The organism is Methanofollis tationis, assembly GCF_013377755.1.
Taxonomy (GTDB): Archaea; Halobacteriota; Methanomicrobia; order Methanomicrobiales; family Methanofollaceae; genus Methanofollis; species Methanofollis tationis.
The window spans coordinates 1,237,946-1,255,662 of record NZ_JABXWR010000001.1 but is presented as its reverse complement, the minus strand read 5'-3'; the positions used below and the strand labels follow the sequence as shown (position 1 = coordinate 1,255,662).

Sequence of the window (17,717 nt, the reverse complement as noted above, 5' to 3'; positions counted from 1 at the left end):
AGGGCCCGTTCAGGGAGGGCGCCCCTCAAAATAGATCTCCATGCCGGGCCCACAGCGCTGTATGCAGGACCTGCTCGCCCCCCTTCTCTACGCTTTCACCACGCTCTTCGTCATTCTCGACCCCCTGCTCTCGGTGCCGATCTTCGTCTCGCTCACCGACATCATGGGCACGGTGCCCGGGATGCTCCTCGCGGCGATCGCCGTGAAGATCATCATGGACGGGATCGTCGGACTGCTCTGAAAAAAAAGATGCGCCCGGCCTTACAGCCCGGCAAGAAACAGCCGGTGAAGCCTGAGGTCGCCGGAGAGTTCGGGGTGGAAGGAGAGCGCCATATGCTTCCCCTGCCGCACCGCAACGATCCCCTGCGGTATCCTGGCGAGCACCTCGACGCCCGGGCCCGCGGCCGCCGCAACCGGCGCCCTGATGAAGACCGCGTGGAAGGGGGCTTCAAGCCCGAGAACGGCGAGGTCGGCCTCGAAAGAGTCCTTCTGCCGCCCGAAGGCGTTTCTCTCAACCGTGATATCGACGATGCCGAGAGGCAAAAACCGGGTGTCGTTGATCGTCGCGGCGACGATCACCATCCCGGCGCAGGTGGCGAAGATCCCGCCCGTAAAGGAGCGGATCGCCTCCCGGAGTCCGTTTTCACCGATCAGGCGGGCGATCGTCGTCGATTCCCCGCCCGGGATCGCGAAGGCGTCGCAGCCGGCGAGGTCGGCGGCGGACCTGACCTCCACCACCTCGCCCTCGCCCCCGAGGGCATCCAGAAACGCCCTCACGTGCTCGGATACGTCCCCCTGCACGGCAAGGACGCCGACCTTCTTACCAGCCACGTTCCTGGAGCCTCTCCTCGTCTTTGAGTTCGTGGACGTCCAGGCCCTTCATCGGGTCGCCGATGCCGCGGCTCACCGCGGCGATCACCTTCGCGTCGGTGTAGTGGTGGACGGCCTCGACGATCGCCTTCGCCATCTTCTCCGGGTTTGTGGACTTGAAGATCCCGGAGCCGACGAAGACGCCGTCCGCGCCCATCTGCATCATCAGGGCGGCGTCGCAGGGGGTGGCGATCCCGCCGGCCGAGAAGTTGACGACCGGGAGGCGGCCCCGTTTCGCCGTCTCGGCGAGGACCTCGTACGGCGCCTCGATCTGGCGGGCGCGGGCCCGGAGTTCCTGCTCGTCCATGCCCTGGAGCTCGCGGATCTCGCCGCCGATCGCGTGCATGTGCCTGACCGCCTCGACGACGTTGCCGGTGCCGGCCTCGCCCTTCGTCCTGATCATCGCCGCGCCCTCGCCGATCCGGCGCATCGCCTCGCCGAGGTTCCGTGCGCCGCAGACGAACGGGACGGTGAACCGGGTCTTCTCGATATGGTATTGCTCGTCTGCCGGGGTGAGCACCTCGCTCTCGTCGATCATGTCGACGCCGATCGACTCAAGGACCTGGGCCTCGACATAATGGCCGATCCGCACCTTGCCCATCACCGGGATGGAGACGGCGTCGATGATCTCGATGACCTTTTCCGGGTCGGCCATGCGCGCCACGCCCCCGGCCTTCCTGATGTCGGCCGGTACGCGCTCGAGGGCCATCACCGCGACGGCGCCCGCATCCTCGGCGATCCGCGCCTGTTCGGCGTTCACCACGTCCATGATGACGCCGCCCTTCTGCATGGACGCGAAGCCCCGCTTCAGGAGCTCGGTGCCGTACCTCAGTTCCTCAAGTTTCATTATTCCTACCTATTGGGCGGTCATGCCAATAAAAATAGTGCGATGATGGCAGATACCGCAAATATCAGCGTTATTCCACGAACGGACGCGATTATATCGTTTCCACCCTCTGCAAGGCTCCGCTCGCCGGGTCCGATCGCATAGATACCCCGTTTGCAGAAGCGCACCCCGACACCCCCGGCGACCACCGCCATCGGCCAGCCGCCGTTGTAGCCCGGCCTTTTCTTCCGGTCGAGGTGGAGCGCCTGCCACGCCGGGGCGAACCGGCCCTTTACCCCGAAGTAGAGGAGGCCGATAAGGGCGGTGAGCCTGGCGGGGACGAGGTTTGCCAGGTCGTCGGCCCGTGCGGCGCACCAGCCGAGCCTGATCCGCTCGTCGGTGTAGCCGAGCATGGCGTCCATGCAGTTGAACGAGCGATAGAGGGCTGCGGCCGTCAGCCCGAGGCCGAAGGGGGCGAAGACGGCGAACCAGAAGAGCGGGGCGACGATCGAGTCGGAGAGGTTCTCGGCGACCGACTCGTAGGCGGCCGACCTGATCTCGTCCGCGGAGAGGGCCGAGGTGTCGCGCGAGACGAGCATGCCGGCGGCCGTCCGCCCGGCGTCCAGGCCCCCGCCGGTGAGCGCCGCCTCGACCGAAGCGGCGTGCTCCTCCAGGGAGCGCCAGGCGAAGACCGCCTTCAGGAGGAAGGGGGCGAGCACCAGGAGCAGGAGGGGCGGGGCATAGTGCTCGACGAGATAGAAGGGTGCGGCGAAGAGACAGGCGGAGACCGCCCAGAGAACGACGCCCGCCGCCCGCTGGAGGCGCACCGGATAGCGGCCCGGCCTGCCCCACCAGCCCACGAACCTGCCGAAGAGGGCGACCGGGTGGAGGGGCGTGCGCGGGTCGCCGAAGAGCCGGTCAACGACGAGCGCCAGGGCGAGGGTCAGCGCCGCAAAAACCATGCGGCAATCACCCCGAGGATCAGTACGACGAATGCTGCGGCCTCGAAGAGGAGGACCCCGGTGCCGACGTAGATGATAAAGAGGAGGGCGGCGACGATGACGATGGCGAAGGGCACCACCGGGAGCTGCGGGGGCGGGGGGAGCGGCTGCGGCGGTTCTTCCACCGGGGCCGGGCGCTCCCTGACGGCGACCTTCAGGCCCGAACGGTTCGTGCCGTAGCCGGTGATCACCGTGATCGCAAACATTCCCGGAAAGACGTCGTCCCTGATGACAACCGGCACGTCTGCCAGACGCTCAAGATAGAGATTTTCATGGAAAAAATCGGTGAACCGCGCGGCGTCGGCGGTGGAAAGGGTGAGATGGAGGGGCGAGCCCTCGTTTTTCAGTTTGAGGACCAGGGTGTCCCCGGCATGGACCTCGACCGATTCGGGCAGGTCGATCGAATTTATTGAGCGTGTATTGAACCGGATCTCACAGGGAACATCCATAGTATTAGTCCTTGTCGGTCTGGGGGAGGAGGTTTGGTATGCCCTCCTTGATGGGGTATGCGACGCCGCAGGCGGCGCACCAGAGCGAGCCCTCGACGATATCGTCGCCGGTCTCCTCGTCGACGCGCAGGTCGAGGTCGCCCTTGCAGACCGGACAGCAGAGGATGTCGAGGAGCGAACGCCTCACAGTTCATCCCTCAGGTCGATGATCTGGGTGAGCTCGGGGCCCGTGGAGATCAGACCGATCGGGGCGCCGATGTCCTTCTCGGCCTGTTCGAGGAAGGCGATCGCCTTCTCGGTCAGGCCGTCGTACGAGGTGGCGCCGAAACAGGCCGGGTCCACGTGGTCGATCCCGGTGATCGCCGCGATCGTGCAGCCGTTGATCATCGCCGAGTACCGGGCCATCTTGCCGTCCCAGCCGCCGATCCGCCGCTGGCGGTGGGTGACGGTGCCGAACTCCTTGAACCCGAGGGCGTCGGAGGCCTCGGCATTCATCTCGGTCTGGAACGGTCCCTCGCCGACCCTGGTCGGGTATGCCTTGAAGACGACGACGACGTCGTCGATCCTGGTCGGGCCCACGCCGTTGTCCGCGGCGATCTGCGAGGCCGAGGTGTCCTTGCTCGTCACGAAGGGATAGGTCCCGTAATACAGAGAGATCCCGAAACCCTGCGTCCCCTCGAGGAGGACGTTCTCGCCGCGGTCGATCGCCGCGTTCACTTCGGCGGCGACGTCGATGATGTAGGGGGCGAGTTCAGGGACGTCCTTTGCCTGCCTGGAGGTGCGGAGGACGCGGTCTGAGTTCGCCGGGCCGCACCCGGTCCCGGTGGACCCGATCTTCTTCGAGAGGTGGTCGCTCGCCTTGTCACGGGCGATATGCTCCTCCTCGATCACGCCGCAGCGCCCGTCCACAAAGATCCTGCCGCCGACGTCCAGGAGTTCGACCTCGCGGAGGAAGACCCGCGGGTCCACCAGGACGCCGCTGCCGATGCAGAGTCGCGCATCCGGGTAGACGAACCCGGACGGGATCATCCGCACGCCATAGTTTTTGTCGCCGACCATCACCGTGTGTCCGGCGTTCGGGCCCACGCCGCCCCGGGAGATGATCGATGTGTGGTCCTGGTGGGCAATATGGGCCACAATCTTGCCTTTTCCCTCATCCCCGAAAAATCCGCCGACAATAATCGTACACGCCATTGCTATATCATGTAATTTGGGGTGATACTTGATGATAAAAGTATATCATCGGGGTTTGCTCCCCTCACTCATTCTCGCATCTATCACGACAGTGTAACGAATCTTCTGTAAAAATAATTTGGCCCTGAATCCAACCTAGATTTGGACAAAGGAGAAACAGGGCCATGGATCCCTTAGCGTTAATCGAAGATTATCTTTCCGATAATGAGAATGGCATGAAGACCCTCATCACCTGGTTCCTCAACCAGGTGATGCTGCTCGAAGCCCTCCACCAGGCGGGAGCCGAGCAGTATGAACGAACCGATGCGCGGAAGGCTCACCGAAACGGCTACAAGAAGCGATCTCTGAAAACCCGATATGGAGAAACGATCCTCCAGAAACCGCAGTTCCGAGAATTTCCCTTCGAAACACAGGTATTTGGACGCTATTCCCGGGTTGAGAAGGCTCTTGAGAATGCTATCTTTGAATCCTACCTTCAGGGAGTCTCAACCCGCCGGATCCAGGAGATTGTTGCTCATTTTGGCATCGAACAACTCTCTCCTGCTTCAGTATCCAGGATAGCAAAGGACCTCGATGAACAGGTCCATGCATTCCTTCAGAGGCCGATTGAACAGGAGATTCCCTATCTCTTTGTGGATGCTTCGTACTACAAAGTCAGAGAGGGACCACGGTACATCACCAAAGCTCTTCTGGTGATCGCCGGTGTTCGAATGGATGGCTACCGGGAAATCCTGGGAGCCAGAATCACTGATTGTGAAAATGAGATGTTCTGGTCGGGATTGTTCGAAGACCTCAAAGAACGAGGATTGGTGGGTGTCAAGATGGTTGTCTCAGATGGTCATGCCGGGATCCAGAAGGCGGCGGAAGCCGCCTTCCTCGGCGCATCGTGGCAGATGTGCTCGGTCCATTGCACCCGGGCGGTTTTAAAGAATATTCCACGGAAACATCAGAAAGAAGTTGCTGAGTCCTTGAAGGAGGCATATGGGGACGAGGAAAGACTTCAGCAGCTTGCAGATGATCTGAACGAACGAGGATATCGGAAAGCGGCCAATACGATCGAGAGATTCATCCCGGGACTTATGAGTTACACGGCGTTCCCGAAAGAGCACGCAAAGCGGATCCGAACGACGAACATGATGGAAAGAGTCAACAAGGAACTGAAACGGAGAACCAAAGTTGTAGGGGCCTTTCCCAATGAAGAGTCACTCCTCAGGCTGGCAGGATCCATCCTGATGGACATCAATGAGGAGTGGGTGACCGGCAGAAGATATTTGACGATGGAGGGGGAATGATCAAACAAGGAGACAGGGCTCAGACGAATTACAGAAGATCTGAAACACTACCTCTATCACTTTTTCCCGGGAAAAGGCAGCGTCCGATATTCCTGAAATACGGGATATGGAGCAGGGTGTGGACGGCCATCAGGGCGAGGAAGGCCATGCCGGTGATCTCGTGGAAGTCCACCCAGTCTGACCGGGCGACGCCGAGAAAAACATTCAGGGCGGCGCTGCCGGTGCCGCCGCGCCATCCGGGGCCCCCCGAGGGGAGGACGAAAAATAGAACCAGGGACGATAGGGCGACGATAACGAATGTGACGAGCATCGCAAGGTCGACGATCGCATTCACCTGTCTCTTCTGCATGGGGAGGAGAGGGCGCACCGCGATATTATACCATTCGCCCTTATCCAGAAATGCAAACGGTCCGCCGGTGGAAGTGTTCCAGATGAAATGAAAGGGTAATGAAACCTACGGCAAATCCTCCCTCCACAGGGGAGGATTCGCGCGCGATCCGATCCCGCGAATATCTCCAGAGTTCCAGTGGAAATAAAGGGGTTATCTGGCTGCCGATTGTCAGACAACAGGCACATCCGGCCCTGCCGGGATCAAAAAAATTGTTTCCGGGAAAATGAGAAAGAGGGGATCACGGCAGACCGGCGATGAACGCCCCCATCCGCTCGACGGCCAGGGAGAGGTTCTGGCGGCTCGTCGCATAGGAGCAGCGGATATGCCCCTTCCCCGAGGCGCCGAAGGCGCTGCCGGGAACAACGGCGACCTTCTGCTCCTTGAGGAGGCGCTCGGCAAACTCCTCGTCCGAAAGGCCGGTCGTCTCGATCGATGGGAAGGCGTAGAAGGCGCCCTGCGGCAGGTGGCAGGCGAGACCGATCCGGTTGAGACCCTCCACGAAGAGGTTCCGGCGGAGGCGGTACTCCCGCACCATCTCGTTTTTGTTCTCTTCGGCCTGCCTGAGCGCCGCATGGGCGGCGATCTGCCCCATCACCGGGGCGCAGAGCATCACGTACTGGTGGATCTTCAGGGCGGCGTCGCAGATCGGCCTGGGGGCGCAGAGGTAGCCGATCCGCCACCCGGTCATCGCATAGGCCTTGGAGAAACCGTTGAGCGTGATCGTCCGGTCGCGCAGGTCGTCCATCGAGGCCGGCGAGCAGTGGGTGCCGTCGTAGGTGAGCTCGGAGTAGACCTCGTCAGAGATCAGGAGGAGGTCGTGGTCGACGATGATGTCGGCGATGGCGCGGTAGTCGTCCCTCCCCATCACCCCGCCGGTCGGGTTGTTCGGGAAATTGAGCACCAGGGATTTGGTCTTTTGTGTGACGCGCTCCATCAGGGCGTCGGGTGTCACCCTGAAGCGGTCCTTCTCCAGGCAGGGCAGGGGCACCGGCACGCCGCCGGCCAGTGTGACGCAGGGAGCGTAGCTGACATAGGCCGGGTCCAGGACGATCACCTCGTCGCCCGGATCGGTGACGGCCCTGATGGCGATGTCGGCCGCTTCGGAGACGCCGGTCGTGACGATGATCTCCTCTCCCGGAGAGTAGGAGAGGCTGTACTTCTGCTCCAGGTCGAGGGCGAGCGCCGCCAGCAGGGGCGGGTATCCCCGGTTCGAGGTGTACGAGGTGACGCCCTGCTCGATCGAGTAGATGCCTGCCTCGCAGACATTCCAGGGGGTCACGAAGTCAGGTTCGCCGACGCCCAGGGAGACGACGTCCTGCATACCCATGCAGAGATCGAAAAATTTTCTGATCCCCGAAGGGGGGATCACCCGCGCCCGCTCTGATACGAAGTCCCGCATCGTTCACCTCAGAAGGAGTACGGCAGACGCTCCCCCGCCTCGCGCTCGTCGTACGGGGTGCCGTTCTCCTTGTAGGTCTTCATCACGAACTGGGTCGTCGTCTCCCTGATCCGGTCCATCGGGGCGATATGCTCGGAGACGAAACGGGCGATCTCCTGCATGTTCTTCCCCTTGACCAGGAGGATGAAATCGTACCGGCCCGAGACCAGGCGAAGGGCCCTGACCTCCCTGAAGCGCGCGATCCGCTCGGCGATCTTGTCGTAGCCGAAGTCCCGCTCGGGCGAGACCTTGAGGGCGATGATCGAGCTCACCTCGTCCCTGCCGGCGCGCTCCCAGTCGACGACGGCGGCGTACTTCCTGATGATCCTGGCCTCTTCCATCGCGCGGATCCGCCGTTCTACGTCTTCGACCGTGAGCTCTACCATCGTCGCCAGTTCGCCGGGAGGCACCTGGCTGTTTTCCTCCAGGAGATGGAGGATTAAGAGATCTTTTTCGTCCATTGTTATCACCGGAACGAGGCCCTCAGGCGGTTGAGGTCGACCTGGGCAAGGCGGTCCTCAGAGAGTCTGGGATCCTTCGCGAGTACTTCCTGTATCTTTTTGGTGTTGGTGTCAAACCACATCTCTTTTGTCCTTCCGTACCGCCCTTTGGAGACGACCCGGGTGTTGATCACCCCGAGCATGTTCAGTTCGGAGATGAGGTCGGTGATCCGGCGGTGGGTGAGGGGATCGATGTCAACGATCCGGCTGACGTCCCGGTAGACCCGGGTCACCTCGCCTGAGGTGAAGATCTTCTTGTCCATCTCTTCGAGCAGGAGCATCGAGTAGAGTACGACCTTGCTCTGGGTGGGCAGGGTGGAGATGCACTCGATCATCGAGTCGGTCTCGATCTTTTCGAGGGCCATGCGGACGTGCTTCTCCCCGACGCGCTCGCCGTTCTCCCTATCGGCAAGTTCGCCCGAGACCCGCAGGAGGTCGAGAGCACGCCTGGCGTCGCCATGCTCCTGCGCGGCGAAGGCGGCGCAGAGCGGGATGACGCCCTCGTCGAGCCCGCCCGCCATGAAGGCCATCTGGGCGCGCTGGGTGAGGATGTCGCAGAGTTGCGGGGCGTTGTACGGCGGGAAGACGATCTCCTCCTCTGAAAGGGAGGAGAGGACGCGGGGGTCGAGGAAATCGGTGAACCGCAGGTCATTGGAGATCCCGATCATCGAGACCTTCGACGACCTGAGGTCTGAGTTGATCCTGGTGAGGTTGTACAGGGTCTCGTCCCCGCTCTTCTTCACCAGTTTGTCGATCTCGTCGAGGACGATGACCAGCACCCCTCCAGCTGCTTCGAGCTGGTTTTTCAGTTCGGTGTAGACCTGATCGGTCGGCCACCCGGTCATCGGTATGTGCGCACGCGCCTTGTCGCTCGGGGTCGCGTCGAGGTCCTCGAGCCCTTTGGCGATCTGGGCGAGCACCCGGTACTGGGTATCGATCACCTCGCAGTTGAGGTGGACGACCTTGCACCCGGTGGACATGCTCGCGGCCACCTTCTCGAGTTCTGCCCCGACATACCTGACGCTCGCGGTCTTGCCGGTCCCGGTCTTCCCGTAGATCAGGATGTTCGAGGGGGTCTCGTTCTTCAGCGCCGGGGCGAGGATCGATGCGATCGCATCGATCTGGGGACGACGGTGAGGGAGGATCTGGGGACGGTACGAGTGGCGGAGAACCTCCCGGTTTTTGAAGATCCGGTTGTTCGAAAGGAACTTCTGGAAGAGGCCAAAGGACGGAGTTTCATTCTCAGACATGGTATCAGCCGCGGGTGTTGAGGGGGTCGGGTGGGCAGGAATAGAGATCATGTGGGGTGTGGAGATATAACCCCTTTGTTTCCATTGGAACCTGCTTATAAAGGTGATCAGAAGGGCGCAAAAAAACGGGAAATTCTTCGAGATCGGTGCCGCGATCCGGGACCCCTTTATTTCGACTGGAGCATGTGGAAAACAGGTGACCTGTTTTTCTTTACCACAGTGAAAACAGCTTGTTGTAGGTTTATCCACTGATACTATAAATCTTCTCTGATCTCAGGACAGAGATCGCGATCGATCGCGGATCCCGATCAGAGCAATAAGGCCAGATCGCGATCGATCGCGATCCCCGGATCAGGGGAGAGCGCGGATCAGGGATCAGAGCGATCTGGATCAGAGCGATCTGGATCAGAGCGATCTGGATCAGAGTGATCCAGGTCAGAACGATCCAGGTCAGAACGATCCAGGTCAGAACGATCCAGGTCAGAACGATCAGGGCGGATCGCGATCCCCGGATCAGGATCACCGGGAGATCCCCCTATGATCCCCACCTCCAATCCCCCTCCTCCTCTCCACCCGTTCCAGTCGAAACAAAGGGGTCGGGGATCGCGCCCTCCCACCACCCCCGCGGCGCAAGAGGTATCATACGGGAGGATCAACACAGGAAGAAGGAGATATCATGAAACAGGAGCATCTCAAGGAGATCCCGATCAGGACGGCGGTGATCACCGTCTCCACCACGCGTACCGAGGAGACCGATACGAGCGGGCGGGCAATCCGCGACCTGCTCGCCGGGGCCGGGTACCAGGTGAGCGTTTCGGCGATCGTGAAGGATGATATCGGGGCGATCCGCTCGATTCTCGCGCGGACTCTGCCCGAGGCGGATGCGGTGATCTTCAACGGAGGGACCGGTCTCACCCCTGACGACTGCACCATCGAGGCGATCGAGCCCTTCTTCGAAAAGAAGATGGAGGGGTTTGGCGAGCTCTTCAGGATGCTCTCGTACGGGGAGATCGGGACCTCGGCCCTGCTCTCGCGCGCGGCCGCGGGGATTGCCGGTGGAAAAGCGATCTTCTGCATCCCGGGATCGACCGGGGCGGTAAAACTCGCCACCGAACAGATCATCCTGCCCGAGCTGCGGCACATCATCTCGCACGCGCGGGGATAAGCACTTTAACGGTTCACTTCGAGGAGGGCGATCCGCTCAAAGACCAGGGGCCTGATCCGCCCGCCTGCGGCGGCGAGTTCCTCCGCGGTGATCGCATAGCGCTCCATCAGCCGCATTTTTTTTGCCCCGTCGATCTCCTCCCAGTCCCCTTCGTCCCAGTGGACGGTCCTCTCAAGGGCCTCCGCGGCCGCGGGTGCGGGGGGGCAGATGCAGACATAACAGCGGTTCTCCCCCTCGTGGAGGCCGAGGTCCATCGCCACCCGGCACTGCCTGGTCCCAGCCGCATAGAGCAGGGCCTCCATCTCGAGGCTGTTTGCGATCGCCCGGCCCTCGCGCCAGGAACGGACCGCATGGCCGACCGCCTTCCTGGCATGCCCCTTTCCGGCGATTTTTTCGGCGTCGAAGAAGATGATATGCGTCCCGGTCGCCCCGGCGATCTCCCTGACGCTCTCTAAAAAGGCGGGGAGCGAGGGGATATCGACGATCCCCTGCCTGATCTCACACTCGTGCTCCATTGATCTCTCCTCTATGTGTGCCTGAAGGGTATAAGGGGATTTTTCCGGCACCTCCGTACCGGGATCCGGGGCGGCCCCTTCTCCAGGCACCGCATCATTTATATACCGGATGCTGCGAGATGGCCACGATGAAGATCTCCGTCCTCTCGATGTACTGGAACGAGCCGCGGGGCGGGGGGATCAATGCCTATGTCATGGGGCTGGTGACGATGCTGCGGAACCGCCATCCTGACAACTCGGTGGACGTCCTCTTCGTGGAGGGGGAGGGCGATCCCGCAGGGAGGGTCAGGCCCGGCGCCCTGGGGGAGATCGTCGGGACCGCCCTGCACCTCCACCGCCTCTCCCCTGACGTGATCCATGTCCACGACAGCATCGGGCTTCTCCTGGGGGCGGCCCTCTACCGCTCGGTCCTGGGCAGAGGGGCGGTGGTCTACACCTTTCTCACCGAGGTGAAACGCCCCACCCAGATACAGGACCGTCTCCTCCGCCTTTTCGGGAGGCACCTGTACTGCTGGGGGATTGGCCGGTGTGCGTGCGTGACCTTCGTGAGCCAGGATCTCCAGACGAAGATCGCCGCCGTCTATGCGATCCCGATTGCGCAGCCGACGGCGATCACCTACCCGGGCGTGGAGGCGCGGCCTGTCCTCCCCGGGAAGATCCTGGAGTTCCAGGAGCGGTTCGGGATCGCCGACGGCGATATCGTCCTCCTCTCCCAGGGGGTCACCGTCAACCGGTTCAAGGCGAAAGGGACCGAGGAGGTGATCGCCGCCGTCGCTCTCCTGAGAGGGGAATATCCCGGCATAAAACTCGTTCTGACCAGGGACGGGAGGTTCAGGCCAGATCTCGAGAGATATGCCCGGGCGATCGGGGTCGCGGACGCCGTGGTCTTCACCGGGGACGTCGACGACCCCTTTGTCCCGCTCGCCCGCGCCGATCTCTACTGCCATATCACCCTGGCCGACGGCCTTCCGATCGCCCTGCTCGAGGCGATGGCGATGGCAAAACCGATCGTTGCGTCGCGCACCGGGGGCATACCCGAGGCGATCGCCGACGGCGAGGACGGTCTGCTCGTCGAACCGCGTGCCGAGGCGATCGCGGCGGGGATCAGGCGGGTGCTCTCTGATCCGGCGCTTGCAGAGGCCCTGGGGAGGCATGCACGGGAGACTTCCCTGGAACGGTTCGGGTGGGCCGATCGCTCCGATCTTGTCGCCGGGATCTACACCTCCCTGAACGGTCGCTGATCATCCCCGGGCTGCGAAAGATATATTTTTATATTATTGTTGATATCTCTGCCACTGTCAGATGAATTTGCCTTTCATTCGTCTATAAATGATGAAAAGAGCGTTTGATACTCATTATCCCGGAGATTTCCAGACAGACCTGAGGGGGAGAGATGGGATTTCTCACGTAACGGCGTTATCTGCCTGATACAGCGCCCGAATGCGCCTGGTAATCGTGAAAACTACAATCAGAAGGGGGGTCATATGGACGTGGGCAGCAGCACAATTTTTCTCACCGGAGCCGGCGGTTTTATCGGCAGCCATCTCACCGAATATCTCGTCGAACAGAACGCCACCGTAAAGGCGCTGGTGAAATACACCTCGCGATCTGACCGGGGGATGCTCGAACTCCTCCCTGCGGAGACGATGCGATCGGTCGAGGTGATCCCCGGCGACCTGAAGGACGGGGACGCCATCAGGCGGGCCACCAGGGATGTGGACGCCATCGTCCACCTCGGCTCGATCATCTCGGTGCCCTATTCCTATCTCAGCCCCAGGGAGACGATCGAGACCAATATCCTCGGCACGTTAAACGTCCTCTCTGCGGCCAGGGAGAACGGCGTCGGGCGGGTCGTCCACACCTCGACGAGCGAGGTCTACGGCACCGCCCGCTCGGTCCCGATCGACGAGCGCCATCCCCTCCAGGGGCAGTCGCCGTACTCGGCGAGCAAGATCGGGGCGGACAAGATCGCCGAGAGTTTTTTCTGCTCTTTCGACCTCCCGGTCGTAACCATACGCCCGTTCAACACCTACGGACCGCGGCAGTCGGCGCGGGCGGTGATCCCGACGATCGTCACCCAGGCCCTGACCGGGAAGGAGGTGCGCCTGGGCGCCCTCGGCTCGACGCGGGACTTCACCTATGTGGGTGACCTGGTCCGCGCCTTCGCCCTCGCCCTCGCCGCTCCCGGCGTGGTGGGCGAGACGATCAACGTCGGCTCGAACTTCGAGATCTCTGTCCGGGATCTGGCGGAACGGATCCTCTCCCTCTGCGGGAGCGATGCGGCGATCGTCACCGAGCCCGTCCGCCGGCGCCCGGAAAAGAGCGAGGTGGCGCGGCTGTGGTGCGACAACACCCGCGCCCGCGACCTGCTCGGCTGGGCCCCGCAGACCTCGCTCGACGACGGCCTGAAGGCGACGATCGCATGGATCGCCGGGAACATCGAGATGTATCGGCCGGGTGTCTATGTCAGGTGATGCGATGGTGAAGGCGGTGATCCTTGCGGGCGGGAGCGGCACCAGGCTCAAGCCCTATACGACGGTCTTCCCAAAACCCCTGATGCCCATCAGGGAGAGGCCGATCCTGGAGATCATCCTGCGGCAGCTCCACACCACCGGCATTGACGAGGCGGTGATCGCCGTCGGCTATCTTGCCGAGCTGGTCATGACCTATTGCGGCGACGGGTCGCGCTTTGGCTGTCCCGTCACCTATTCGCGGGAGGAGAAACCTCTCGGGACGGCCGGGTGTCTGGGGCAGCTGAAGGAGCGGCTGCTCGAGACGTTCCTGATGATGAACGGCGACGTGCTCACGACCCTCGATTATGCCGCCTTCCTGGAGTATCACCGGAGCCACGGCGGGATCGCCACCATCGCCCTCCACCGGCGGGAGATCCCGATCGACTTCGGGGTGGTCGGGATAAATGGGCAGCACCGGATCACTGAGTACACTGAAAAACCGACGCTCTCGCACCTGGTGAGCATGGGGGTCTACGCCTTCGAGCCCCGTGTGCTGGACTATATCGAGCCTGAGGCCTACCTCGATTTTCCCGACCTGATAAAGAGCCTGATCGCAGAGGGAGAGGAGGTGGTCGGCTACGTCTATGACGGCTACTGGCTCGATATCGGCCGGGTGGACGATTATGAGCAGGCGAAGGCGGATTTCGACGTGATCGCTCCGCGTCTTGGGATCTGATCGCATGGGGTGGACGGTTCCGCTCTCAGACGTCTCACTTTCCGCGGAGGAGATCAGGGCCGCAACCGCCGTCCTTGCCTCGGGCTGGCTCTCCATGGGGCCGGTGACCGAGGCGTTCGAGCGGGCGTTTGCCGACTACCTCGGGGTGACGTATGCGTTTGCCGTATCCAGCGGGACCGCCGCCCTGCACCTGGCCCACCTGGCCGCCGGGGTCGGTCCGGGCGACGAGGTGGTCGCCCCCTCGCTCACCTTCGTCGCCACCGCAAACGCCGCCGTCTACTGCGGGGCGACCCCGGTCTTTGCCGATATCGCCGGGACCGACGATTTCAACCTCTCTGCCGACACCATCGTCCCGGCCCTCTCCGGTGCGACGCGGGCGATCACCGTGGTGCATTACGGCGGATACCCCTGCGATATGGCGCCGGTCCTGGAGATCGCGGCGGAGCGCGGCATCCCGGTGATCGAGGACGCCGCCCACGCCGTCGGAGCGTCATATGCCGGCAGGCGGTGCGGCACCATCGGGGATATCGGCTGCTTCAGTTTTTTTGCGAACAAGAACCTCCCCACCGGGGAAGGCGGGATGATCGTGACCGACAACGAGGCGTATGCAGAGCGGATCAGGGCGATGCGCTCCCACGGGATGACCACCCTCACCTGGGACCGCCACCGCGGCCATGCCCGGGCGTACGATGTCGTGGACCTCGGCTACAACTACCGGATCGGCGAGGTCGCATCGGCCCTCGGGCTTGCCGGGCTTGCGAACCTGGACCGGGCGAACGCTCGCAGGGAGAAGATCGTGGAGCGCTACCGCCGGCGCCTGCAGGAGATGCCCGGGCTTTCGTCCCCGTTTGAAGGGGCGCCGGGCCGGTCTGCCTGCCACCTCTTCCCGGTCCTCCTCCCCCCGGAAATACCGCGGGAGGGAGTAGCGGCGGCGATGCAGGAGGCGGGCGTCCAGACGAGCGTTCATTACCGGCCCGTCCACCTCTTCTCCTATTACCGGCAGCGGTTCGGCGGAAAGAGAGGCATGCTCCCGGTGACCGAGGATGTCGGGGACCGCGAGATCACGCTCCCCCTGTACCCGGGCATGGACGATCCCACGGCAGAGTACGTGATGGACGCCCTGGCGGCGGCGGTGGGACGGCGGTAGGCATGCAGGTCGCATGGGACGATCAGATCTCGAAGAAGAGATGGACCTCGATTGTCGGCTCCTCGGAGCACACCTATTTCTTCCACACCCCCGAATGGGCCGAGATCCTGCAGGGGACCTTCGGCCACCGGATCGCCACGCGGCTCTACGAGGTGGACGGCATCGAGGTGCTCATCCCGATGGTCGAGAAGAGGACGGCCCCCTTCCGGGCGTACGCCTCGATGCCGCACGGCTATGGCGGGGTATTCGGGGCCGAAAACCTCTCGCCCGGGGCCCTCTCCCGGATCTTCCGGAGCATGGTCGGCGGGCGCTCGGTCGGCTTCACCCTGCACCTCCCGCCGGGGGCGACGATCCCGGTGAACGGCGATCGCATGATCCGGCGGTGCAGGAACGCCTGGACCTCGGCGCATCTGCTTTCTCTCGACCGCCCATGCGAGGACCTCCACGCCGGCGTCCACCGGGAGATCAGGCGCCAGGTCAGGACCGGCGAGAGGCGTTCGGTCGTCGTCGAGCACCCCGACGGGATCGAGGGATATCGCTCCTATTACTCGCTCTACGAGCAGCGGTCGAAGGAGTGGGGCTACCGGGTCCCCGAGTACCCCTGGACGCTTTTTGAGCACCTCTGCCGGTGCGGTGCACCGCACGTCCGCCTGCGGATCGCGGAGCGGGAGGGCACGCCCGTCGGCGGGCTGATCACCTTCGAGTACGGCGATACGGTCTTTTGCTGGGGTCTTGCCGTGCCCATGGCCTCCCGGCATCTCTACCCCACCCACCTGATGTTTTTCGACCTGATCGAGGACGCCTGCGAGCGGGGTTTCTCCTGCATCAACTTCGGGGCGAGCGGTCCGCTCGCCGGCGTACGGAACTTCAAGGAGCGTTTCGGGGCGCGGGAGATACCGACAGAGGATTACTGCGTCCTCTCCGGTATCGGGGATCTCTGGTGGCATCTCAGGGGCTATCCCCTATCCCCGTTTCTCTAACCGTTTTTAGTGCCCGGGCACCCGGGCTGCGACGAGCGCCCCCACCCTCCTGAGCGTGCCCCGCTCCTCTCCGGTCAGGACGGCGGTGTAGAGGAAGCAGCAATAGAGCCCGACGAGGAGGGCGGTCAGCGGCACCGGGTGGACCAGGGCCCTGAGCAGGAAGAAGGCGCCCAGCAGGACGAGCACGGCCGGGAGGACCTGGCGGTAGGGCGCAAGGTCGATCCCCACCCCGAAGACCCGCCGGAGGATGACGATGAGCATCCCGCCGAGAAGGACGAAGGAGCCCGCCGTCCCGATCGCCGCTCCCATGACGCCGAAGACCGGGATCAGGGCGGCGTTTGCGGCGATGTTCGTCCCGGTGACCGCCAGGTTGATCTTTGACGAGATGTCCGGGCGGTCCATCGCCGTGACGGCGGCCCCGATCGCCGCCATCGGCCCGAAGGCGATCATCCCGAGGGCGAGGACCGTGAGGGGCGGGACGGCCGGGAGAAATGCGGGGCCGATCAGCACCGGTATGACCTCGCCGGCAAGGCAGATCATCAGGACCCCGGCGACCGAGAGGATCATCAGGGTGTATTTGACGGTCCTGTTCATCAGGGTCTCGATCGCATCGGTCCGCCCCAGGCTTTTGTATTCGGCGATCGCCGGGAAGGTGACGGCCGAGACGGCCATCGGGAGAGCGAGGAGGATCGACCGCGACAGGGCGATTGCCATCGCATAGACGCCGACGTCGGCGTCGTCGAGATAATAGCCCACCATCAGGGTGTCGGTGTAGGTCATCACCGAGTAGAGGATGCTGGCCAGGAAGACCTGGGCCCCGAACGCCAGCAGGCGCCTGCTGACCGCACCGTAGTCCCGGGTGCTCACCTCCAGGCGCCCGGCGGCGACCGAGGCCATCAGGAGGAGGATCCCGGCCTCGGCGACCACCACCGAGAGGGCGGCCCCGTTCACGCCCCATCCCGCACTGAGGAAGAGGACGTTCATGCCGACCAGGAGCAGGGACCTGAGGAGAGAGCGGAGGGAGTAAGCCTTCATCTCGCGCATGCCGTTGAGGACGCCGAGCAGGGTGTTGTTGACGACGAAGAGCGGGACCGAAAGGGAGATGATCCTGATCACGCCGGCAAGACCCGGCATCGAGAAGAGGGCGGCCAGGAGATCCGAGGAGACGAAGAGGGCGACCGCAAACAAAACCCCGAGTGCGGCGCCGTTGATCAGCCCGGCCGTGACAAATGCGTTCACAGCTTCCCGGTCGCCGCCGGAACCGGCGACATACCTGACCATCGCCTCGGGGATGCCCAGGCAGGCGACCATTGAGACGAGCGTGGTGAGGATGAGGGCGAGGGCGTAGAGCCCGTACTCGGCGACGCCGAGCCAGCGGCCCAGGATCACCGTGAGGAGAAAACCGAGACCGAGGGCGGCGATCTGGCCGGAAAACGTCCAGCTGACGTCGAATACAAATTTTTTCGCCTCCTGGTTCGGTCTCTCTCCTCCCATCCCTCGTCAGAAAAAG

General features: G+C 63.1%; 20 protein-coding genes. 8 read left to right on the top strand and 12 right to left on the bottom strand.

The genetic code is table 11. The features are described from left to right. Positions 1-61: 61 nt before the first annotated feature. On the top strand, positions 62-241 hold the full coding sequence (locus tag HWN36_RS06540; RefSeq protein WP_246269860.1) for a hypothetical protein: 180 nt from the start codon (positions 62-64) through the stop codon (positions 239-241). Between the two features lie 20 nt (positions 242-261). On the opposite strand, the gene pdxT is transcribed toward HWN36_RS06540, so the two are convergent. From pdxT to HWN36_RS06510, 6 genes are read right to left on the bottom strand one after another with little or no spacing between them, the layout of a single operon-like run. After that, on the bottom strand, positions 262-831 hold the full coding sequence (pdxT, locus tag HWN36_RS06535) for a pyridoxal 5'-phosphate synthase glutaminase subunit PdxT (protein ID WP_176788614.1): 570 nt from the start codon (positions 829-831) through the stop codon (positions 262-264). Next, complete coding sequence (gene pdxS, locus HWN36_RS06530; RefSeq protein WP_176788613.1) at positions 821-1,717, bottom strand: pyridoxal 5'-phosphate synthase lyase subunit PdxS; 897 nt, start codon at positions 1,715-1,717, stop codon at positions 821-823. Before pdxS ends, pdxT begins: the two co-directional genes overlap by 11 nt. Before the next feature lie 20 nt (positions 1,718-1,737). Further along, on the bottom strand, positions 1,738-2,658 hold the full coding sequence (gene cbiB, locus HWN36_RS06525) for an adenosylcobinamide-phosphate synthase CbiB (RefSeq protein ID WP_176788612.1): 921 nt from the start codon (positions 2,656-2,658) through the stop codon (positions 1,738-1,740). Further along, positions 2,640-3,146, bottom strand: a complete 507-nt coding sequence (locus tag HWN36_RS06520; RefSeq protein WP_176788611.1) for a hypothetical protein — start codon at positions 3,144-3,146, stop codon at positions 2,640-2,642. Before HWN36_RS06520 ends, cbiB begins: the two co-directional genes overlap by 19 nt. Positions 3,147-3,150: 4 nt before the next feature. After that, positions 3,151-3,333 carry a methytransferase partner Trm112 gene (locus HWN36_RS06515; protein WP_176788610.1) on the bottom strand — a complete coding sequence of 61 codons (183 nt, stop codon included), beginning with the start codon at positions 3,331-3,333 and terminating at the stop codon, positions 3,151-3,153. After that, positions 3,330-4,340, bottom strand: coding sequence for an adenylosuccinate synthetase (locus tag HWN36_RS06510; protein ID WP_176788609.1), 1,011 nt, complete (start codon positions 4,338-4,340; stop codon positions 3,330-3,332). The genes HWN36_RS06515 and HWN36_RS06510 overlap by 4 nt, the downstream gene beginning before the upstream one ends. A 164-nt stretch (positions 4,341-4,504) precedes the next feature. On the opposite strand from HWN36_RS06510, the gene HWN36_RS06505 reads away from it, so the two are divergent. After that, positions 4,505-5,632, top strand: coding sequence for an IS256 family transposase (locus tag HWN36_RS06505; protein WP_176787304.1), 1,128 nt, complete (start codon positions 4,505-4,507; stop codon positions 5,630-5,632). A gap of 28 nt (positions 5,633-5,660) precedes the next feature. On the opposite strand, the gene HWN36_RS06500 is transcribed toward HWN36_RS06505, so the two are convergent. The 4 genes from HWN36_RS06500 to HWN36_RS06485 all read right to left on the bottom strand — a co-directional run bounded on the left by HWN36_RS06500 (position 5,661) and on the right by HWN36_RS06485 (position 9,211). Beyond that, positions 5,661-5,981, bottom strand: coding sequence for a DUF4405 domain-containing protein (locus HWN36_RS06500; protein WP_176788608.1), 321 nt, complete (start codon positions 5,979-5,981; stop codon positions 5,661-5,663). 280 nt (positions 5,982-6,261) lie between these two features. Beyond that, entirely contained in the window at positions 6,262-7,422 is a 1,161-nt protein-coding gene (locus HWN36_RS06495) for an aminotransferase class I/II-fold pyridoxal phosphate-dependent enzyme (RefSeq protein ID WP_176788607.1), read from the bottom strand. A gap of 8 nt (positions 7,423-7,430) precedes the next feature. Beyond that, the gene (locus HWN36_RS06490) at positions 7,431-7,922 is read right to left on the bottom strand and encodes an Lrp/AsnC family transcriptional regulator (RefSeq protein ID WP_048103555.1); all 492 of its coding nucleotides are present in this window, start codon (positions 7,920-7,922) and stop codon (positions 7,431-7,433) included. A 5-nt stretch (positions 7,923-7,927) separates the two neighbouring features. Beyond that, complete coding sequence (locus tag HWN36_RS06485) at positions 7,928-9,211, bottom strand: ORC1-type DNA replication protein (protein WP_176788606.1); 1,284 nt, start codon at positions 9,209-9,211, stop codon at positions 7,928-7,930. 676 nt (positions 9,212-9,887) lie between these two features. Between HWN36_RS06485 and HWN36_RS06480 the strand changes: the two genes are divergently transcribed. Next, positions 9,888-10,376 carry a MogA/MoaB family molybdenum cofactor biosynthesis protein gene (locus tag HWN36_RS06480; protein ID WP_176788605.1) on the top strand — a complete coding sequence of 163 codons (489 nt, stop codon included), beginning with the start codon at positions 9,888-9,890 and terminating at the stop codon, positions 10,374-10,376. Between the two features lie 5 nt (positions 10,377-10,381). On the opposite strand, the gene cgi121 is transcribed toward HWN36_RS06480, so the two are convergent. Then, complete coding sequence (gene cgi121, locus HWN36_RS06475) at positions 10,382-10,891, bottom strand: KEOPS complex subunit Cgi121 (RefSeq protein WP_176788604.1); 510 nt, start codon at positions 10,889-10,891, stop codon at positions 10,382-10,384. Between the two features lie 128 nt (positions 10,892-11,019). Here cgi121 and HWN36_RS06470 point away from each other — a divergent pair, with 128 nt between their 5' ends. From HWN36_RS06470 to HWN36_RS06450, 5 genes are all read left to right on the top strand, one after another. Further along, positions 11,020-12,132: a glycosyltransferase family 4 protein gene (locus HWN36_RS06470; RefSeq protein WP_176788603.1), complete on the top strand. Its 1,113-nt coding sequence runs from the start codon at positions 11,020-11,022 to the stop codon at positions 12,130-12,132. Positions 12,133-12,375: 243 nt separating this feature from the next. After that, positions 12,376-13,365, top strand: coding sequence for an SDR family NAD(P)-dependent oxidoreductase (locus HWN36_RS06465; RefSeq protein ID WP_176788602.1), 990 nt, complete (start codon positions 12,376-12,378; stop codon positions 13,363-13,365). Further along, complete coding sequence (locus HWN36_RS06460; RefSeq protein WP_246269859.1) at positions 13,355-14,080, top strand: nucleotidyltransferase family protein; 726 nt, start codon at positions 13,355-13,357, stop codon at positions 14,078-14,080. The genes HWN36_RS06465 and HWN36_RS06460 overlap by 11 nt, the downstream gene beginning before the upstream one ends. A 4-nt stretch (positions 14,081-14,084) precedes the next feature. Next, a complete protein-coding gene (locus HWN36_RS06455; protein WP_176788601.1) occupies positions 14,085-15,227 on the top strand; it encodes a DegT/DnrJ/EryC1/StrS family aminotransferase in 1,143 nt (380 codons plus the stop codon). A 2-nt stretch (positions 15,228-15,229) separates the two neighbouring features. Further along, a complete protein-coding gene (locus tag HWN36_RS06450; protein ID WP_176788600.1) occupies positions 15,230-16,207 on the top strand; it encodes a GNAT family N-acetyltransferase in 978 nt (325 codons plus the stop codon). Positions 16,208-16,213: 6 nt separating this feature from the next. On the opposite strand, the gene HWN36_RS06445 is transcribed toward HWN36_RS06450, so the two are convergent. Then, positions 16,214-17,701, bottom strand: coding sequence for a flippase (locus tag HWN36_RS06445; RefSeq protein ID WP_176788599.1), 1,488 nt, complete (start codon positions 17,699-17,701; stop codon positions 16,214-16,216). Positions 17,702-17,717: the final 16 nt, after the last annotated feature.

Bases quoted from the DNA above. Each gene is read 5' to 3' on its own strand.
- HWN36_RS06465 (WP_176788602.1), top strand. From the start codon at position 12,376: ATGGACGTGGGCAGCAGCACAATTTTTCTCACCGGAGCCGGCGGTTTT.
- HWN36_RS06460 (WP_246269859.1), top strand. From the start codon at position 13,355: ATGTCAGGTGATGCGATGGTGAAGGCGGTGATCCTTGCGGGCGGGAGC.
- HWN36_RS06485 (WP_176788606.1), bottom strand. From the start codon at position 9,211: ATGTCTGAGAATGAAACTCCGTCCTTTGGCCTCTTCCAGAAGTTCCTT.
- cbiB (WP_176788612.1), bottom strand. From the start codon at position 2,658: ATGGTTTTTGCGGCGCTGACCCTCGCCCTGGCGCTCGTCGTTGACCGG.
- pdxS (WP_176788613.1), bottom strand. From the start codon at position 1,717: ATGAAACTTGAGGAACTGAGGTACGGCACCGAGCTCCTGAAGCGGGGC.
- HWN36_RS06470 (WP_176788603.1), top strand. From the start codon at position 11,020: ATGAAGATCTCCGTCCTCTCGATGTACTGGAACGAGCCGCGGGGCGGG.
- HWN36_RS06490 (WP_048103555.1), bottom strand. From the start codon at position 7,922: ATGGACGAAAAAGATCTCTTAATCCTCCATCTCCTGGAGGAAAACAGC.
- HWN36_RS06450 (WP_176788600.1), top strand. From the start codon at position 15,230: ATGCAGGTCGCATGGGACGATCAGATCTCGAAGAAGAGATGGACCTCG.
- HWN36_RS06455 (WP_176788601.1), top strand. From the start codon at position 14,085: ATGGGGTGGACGGTTCCGCTCTCAGACGTCTCACTTTCCGCGGAGGAG.
- cgi121 (WP_176788604.1), bottom strand. From the start codon at position 10,891: ATGGAGCACGAGTGTGAGATCAGGCAGGGGATCGTCGATATCCCCTCG.
- HWN36_RS06500 (WP_176788608.1), bottom strand. From the start codon at position 5,981: ATGCAGAAGAGACAGGTGAATGCGATCGTCGACCTTGCGATGCTCGTC.
- HWN36_RS06510 (WP_176788609.1), bottom strand. From the start codon at position 4,340: ATGGCGTGTACGATTATTGTCGGCGGATTTTTCGGGGATGAGGGAAAA.
- HWN36_RS06540 (WP_246269860.1), top strand. From the start codon at position 62: ATGCAGGACCTGCTCGCCCCCCTTCTCTACGCTTTCACCACGCTCTTC.
- HWN36_RS06480 (WP_176788605.1), top strand. From the start codon at position 9,888: ATGAAACAGGAGCATCTCAAGGAGATCCCGATCAGGACGGCGGTGATC.
- HWN36_RS06520 (WP_176788611.1), bottom strand. From the start codon at position 3,146: ATGGATGTTCCCTGTGAGATCCGGTTCAATACACGCTCAATAAATTCG.
- HWN36_RS06495 (WP_176788607.1), bottom strand. From the start codon at position 7,422: ATGCGGGACTTCGTATCAGAGCGGGCGCGGGTGATCCCCCCTTCGGGG.
- HWN36_RS06445 (WP_176788599.1), bottom strand. From the start codon at position 17,701: ATGGGAGGAGAGAGACCGAACCAGGAGGCGAAAAAATTTGTATTCGAC.
- HWN36_RS06505 (WP_176787304.1), top strand. From the start codon at position 4,505: ATGGATCCCTTAGCGTTAATCGAAGATTATCTTTCCGATAATGAGAAT.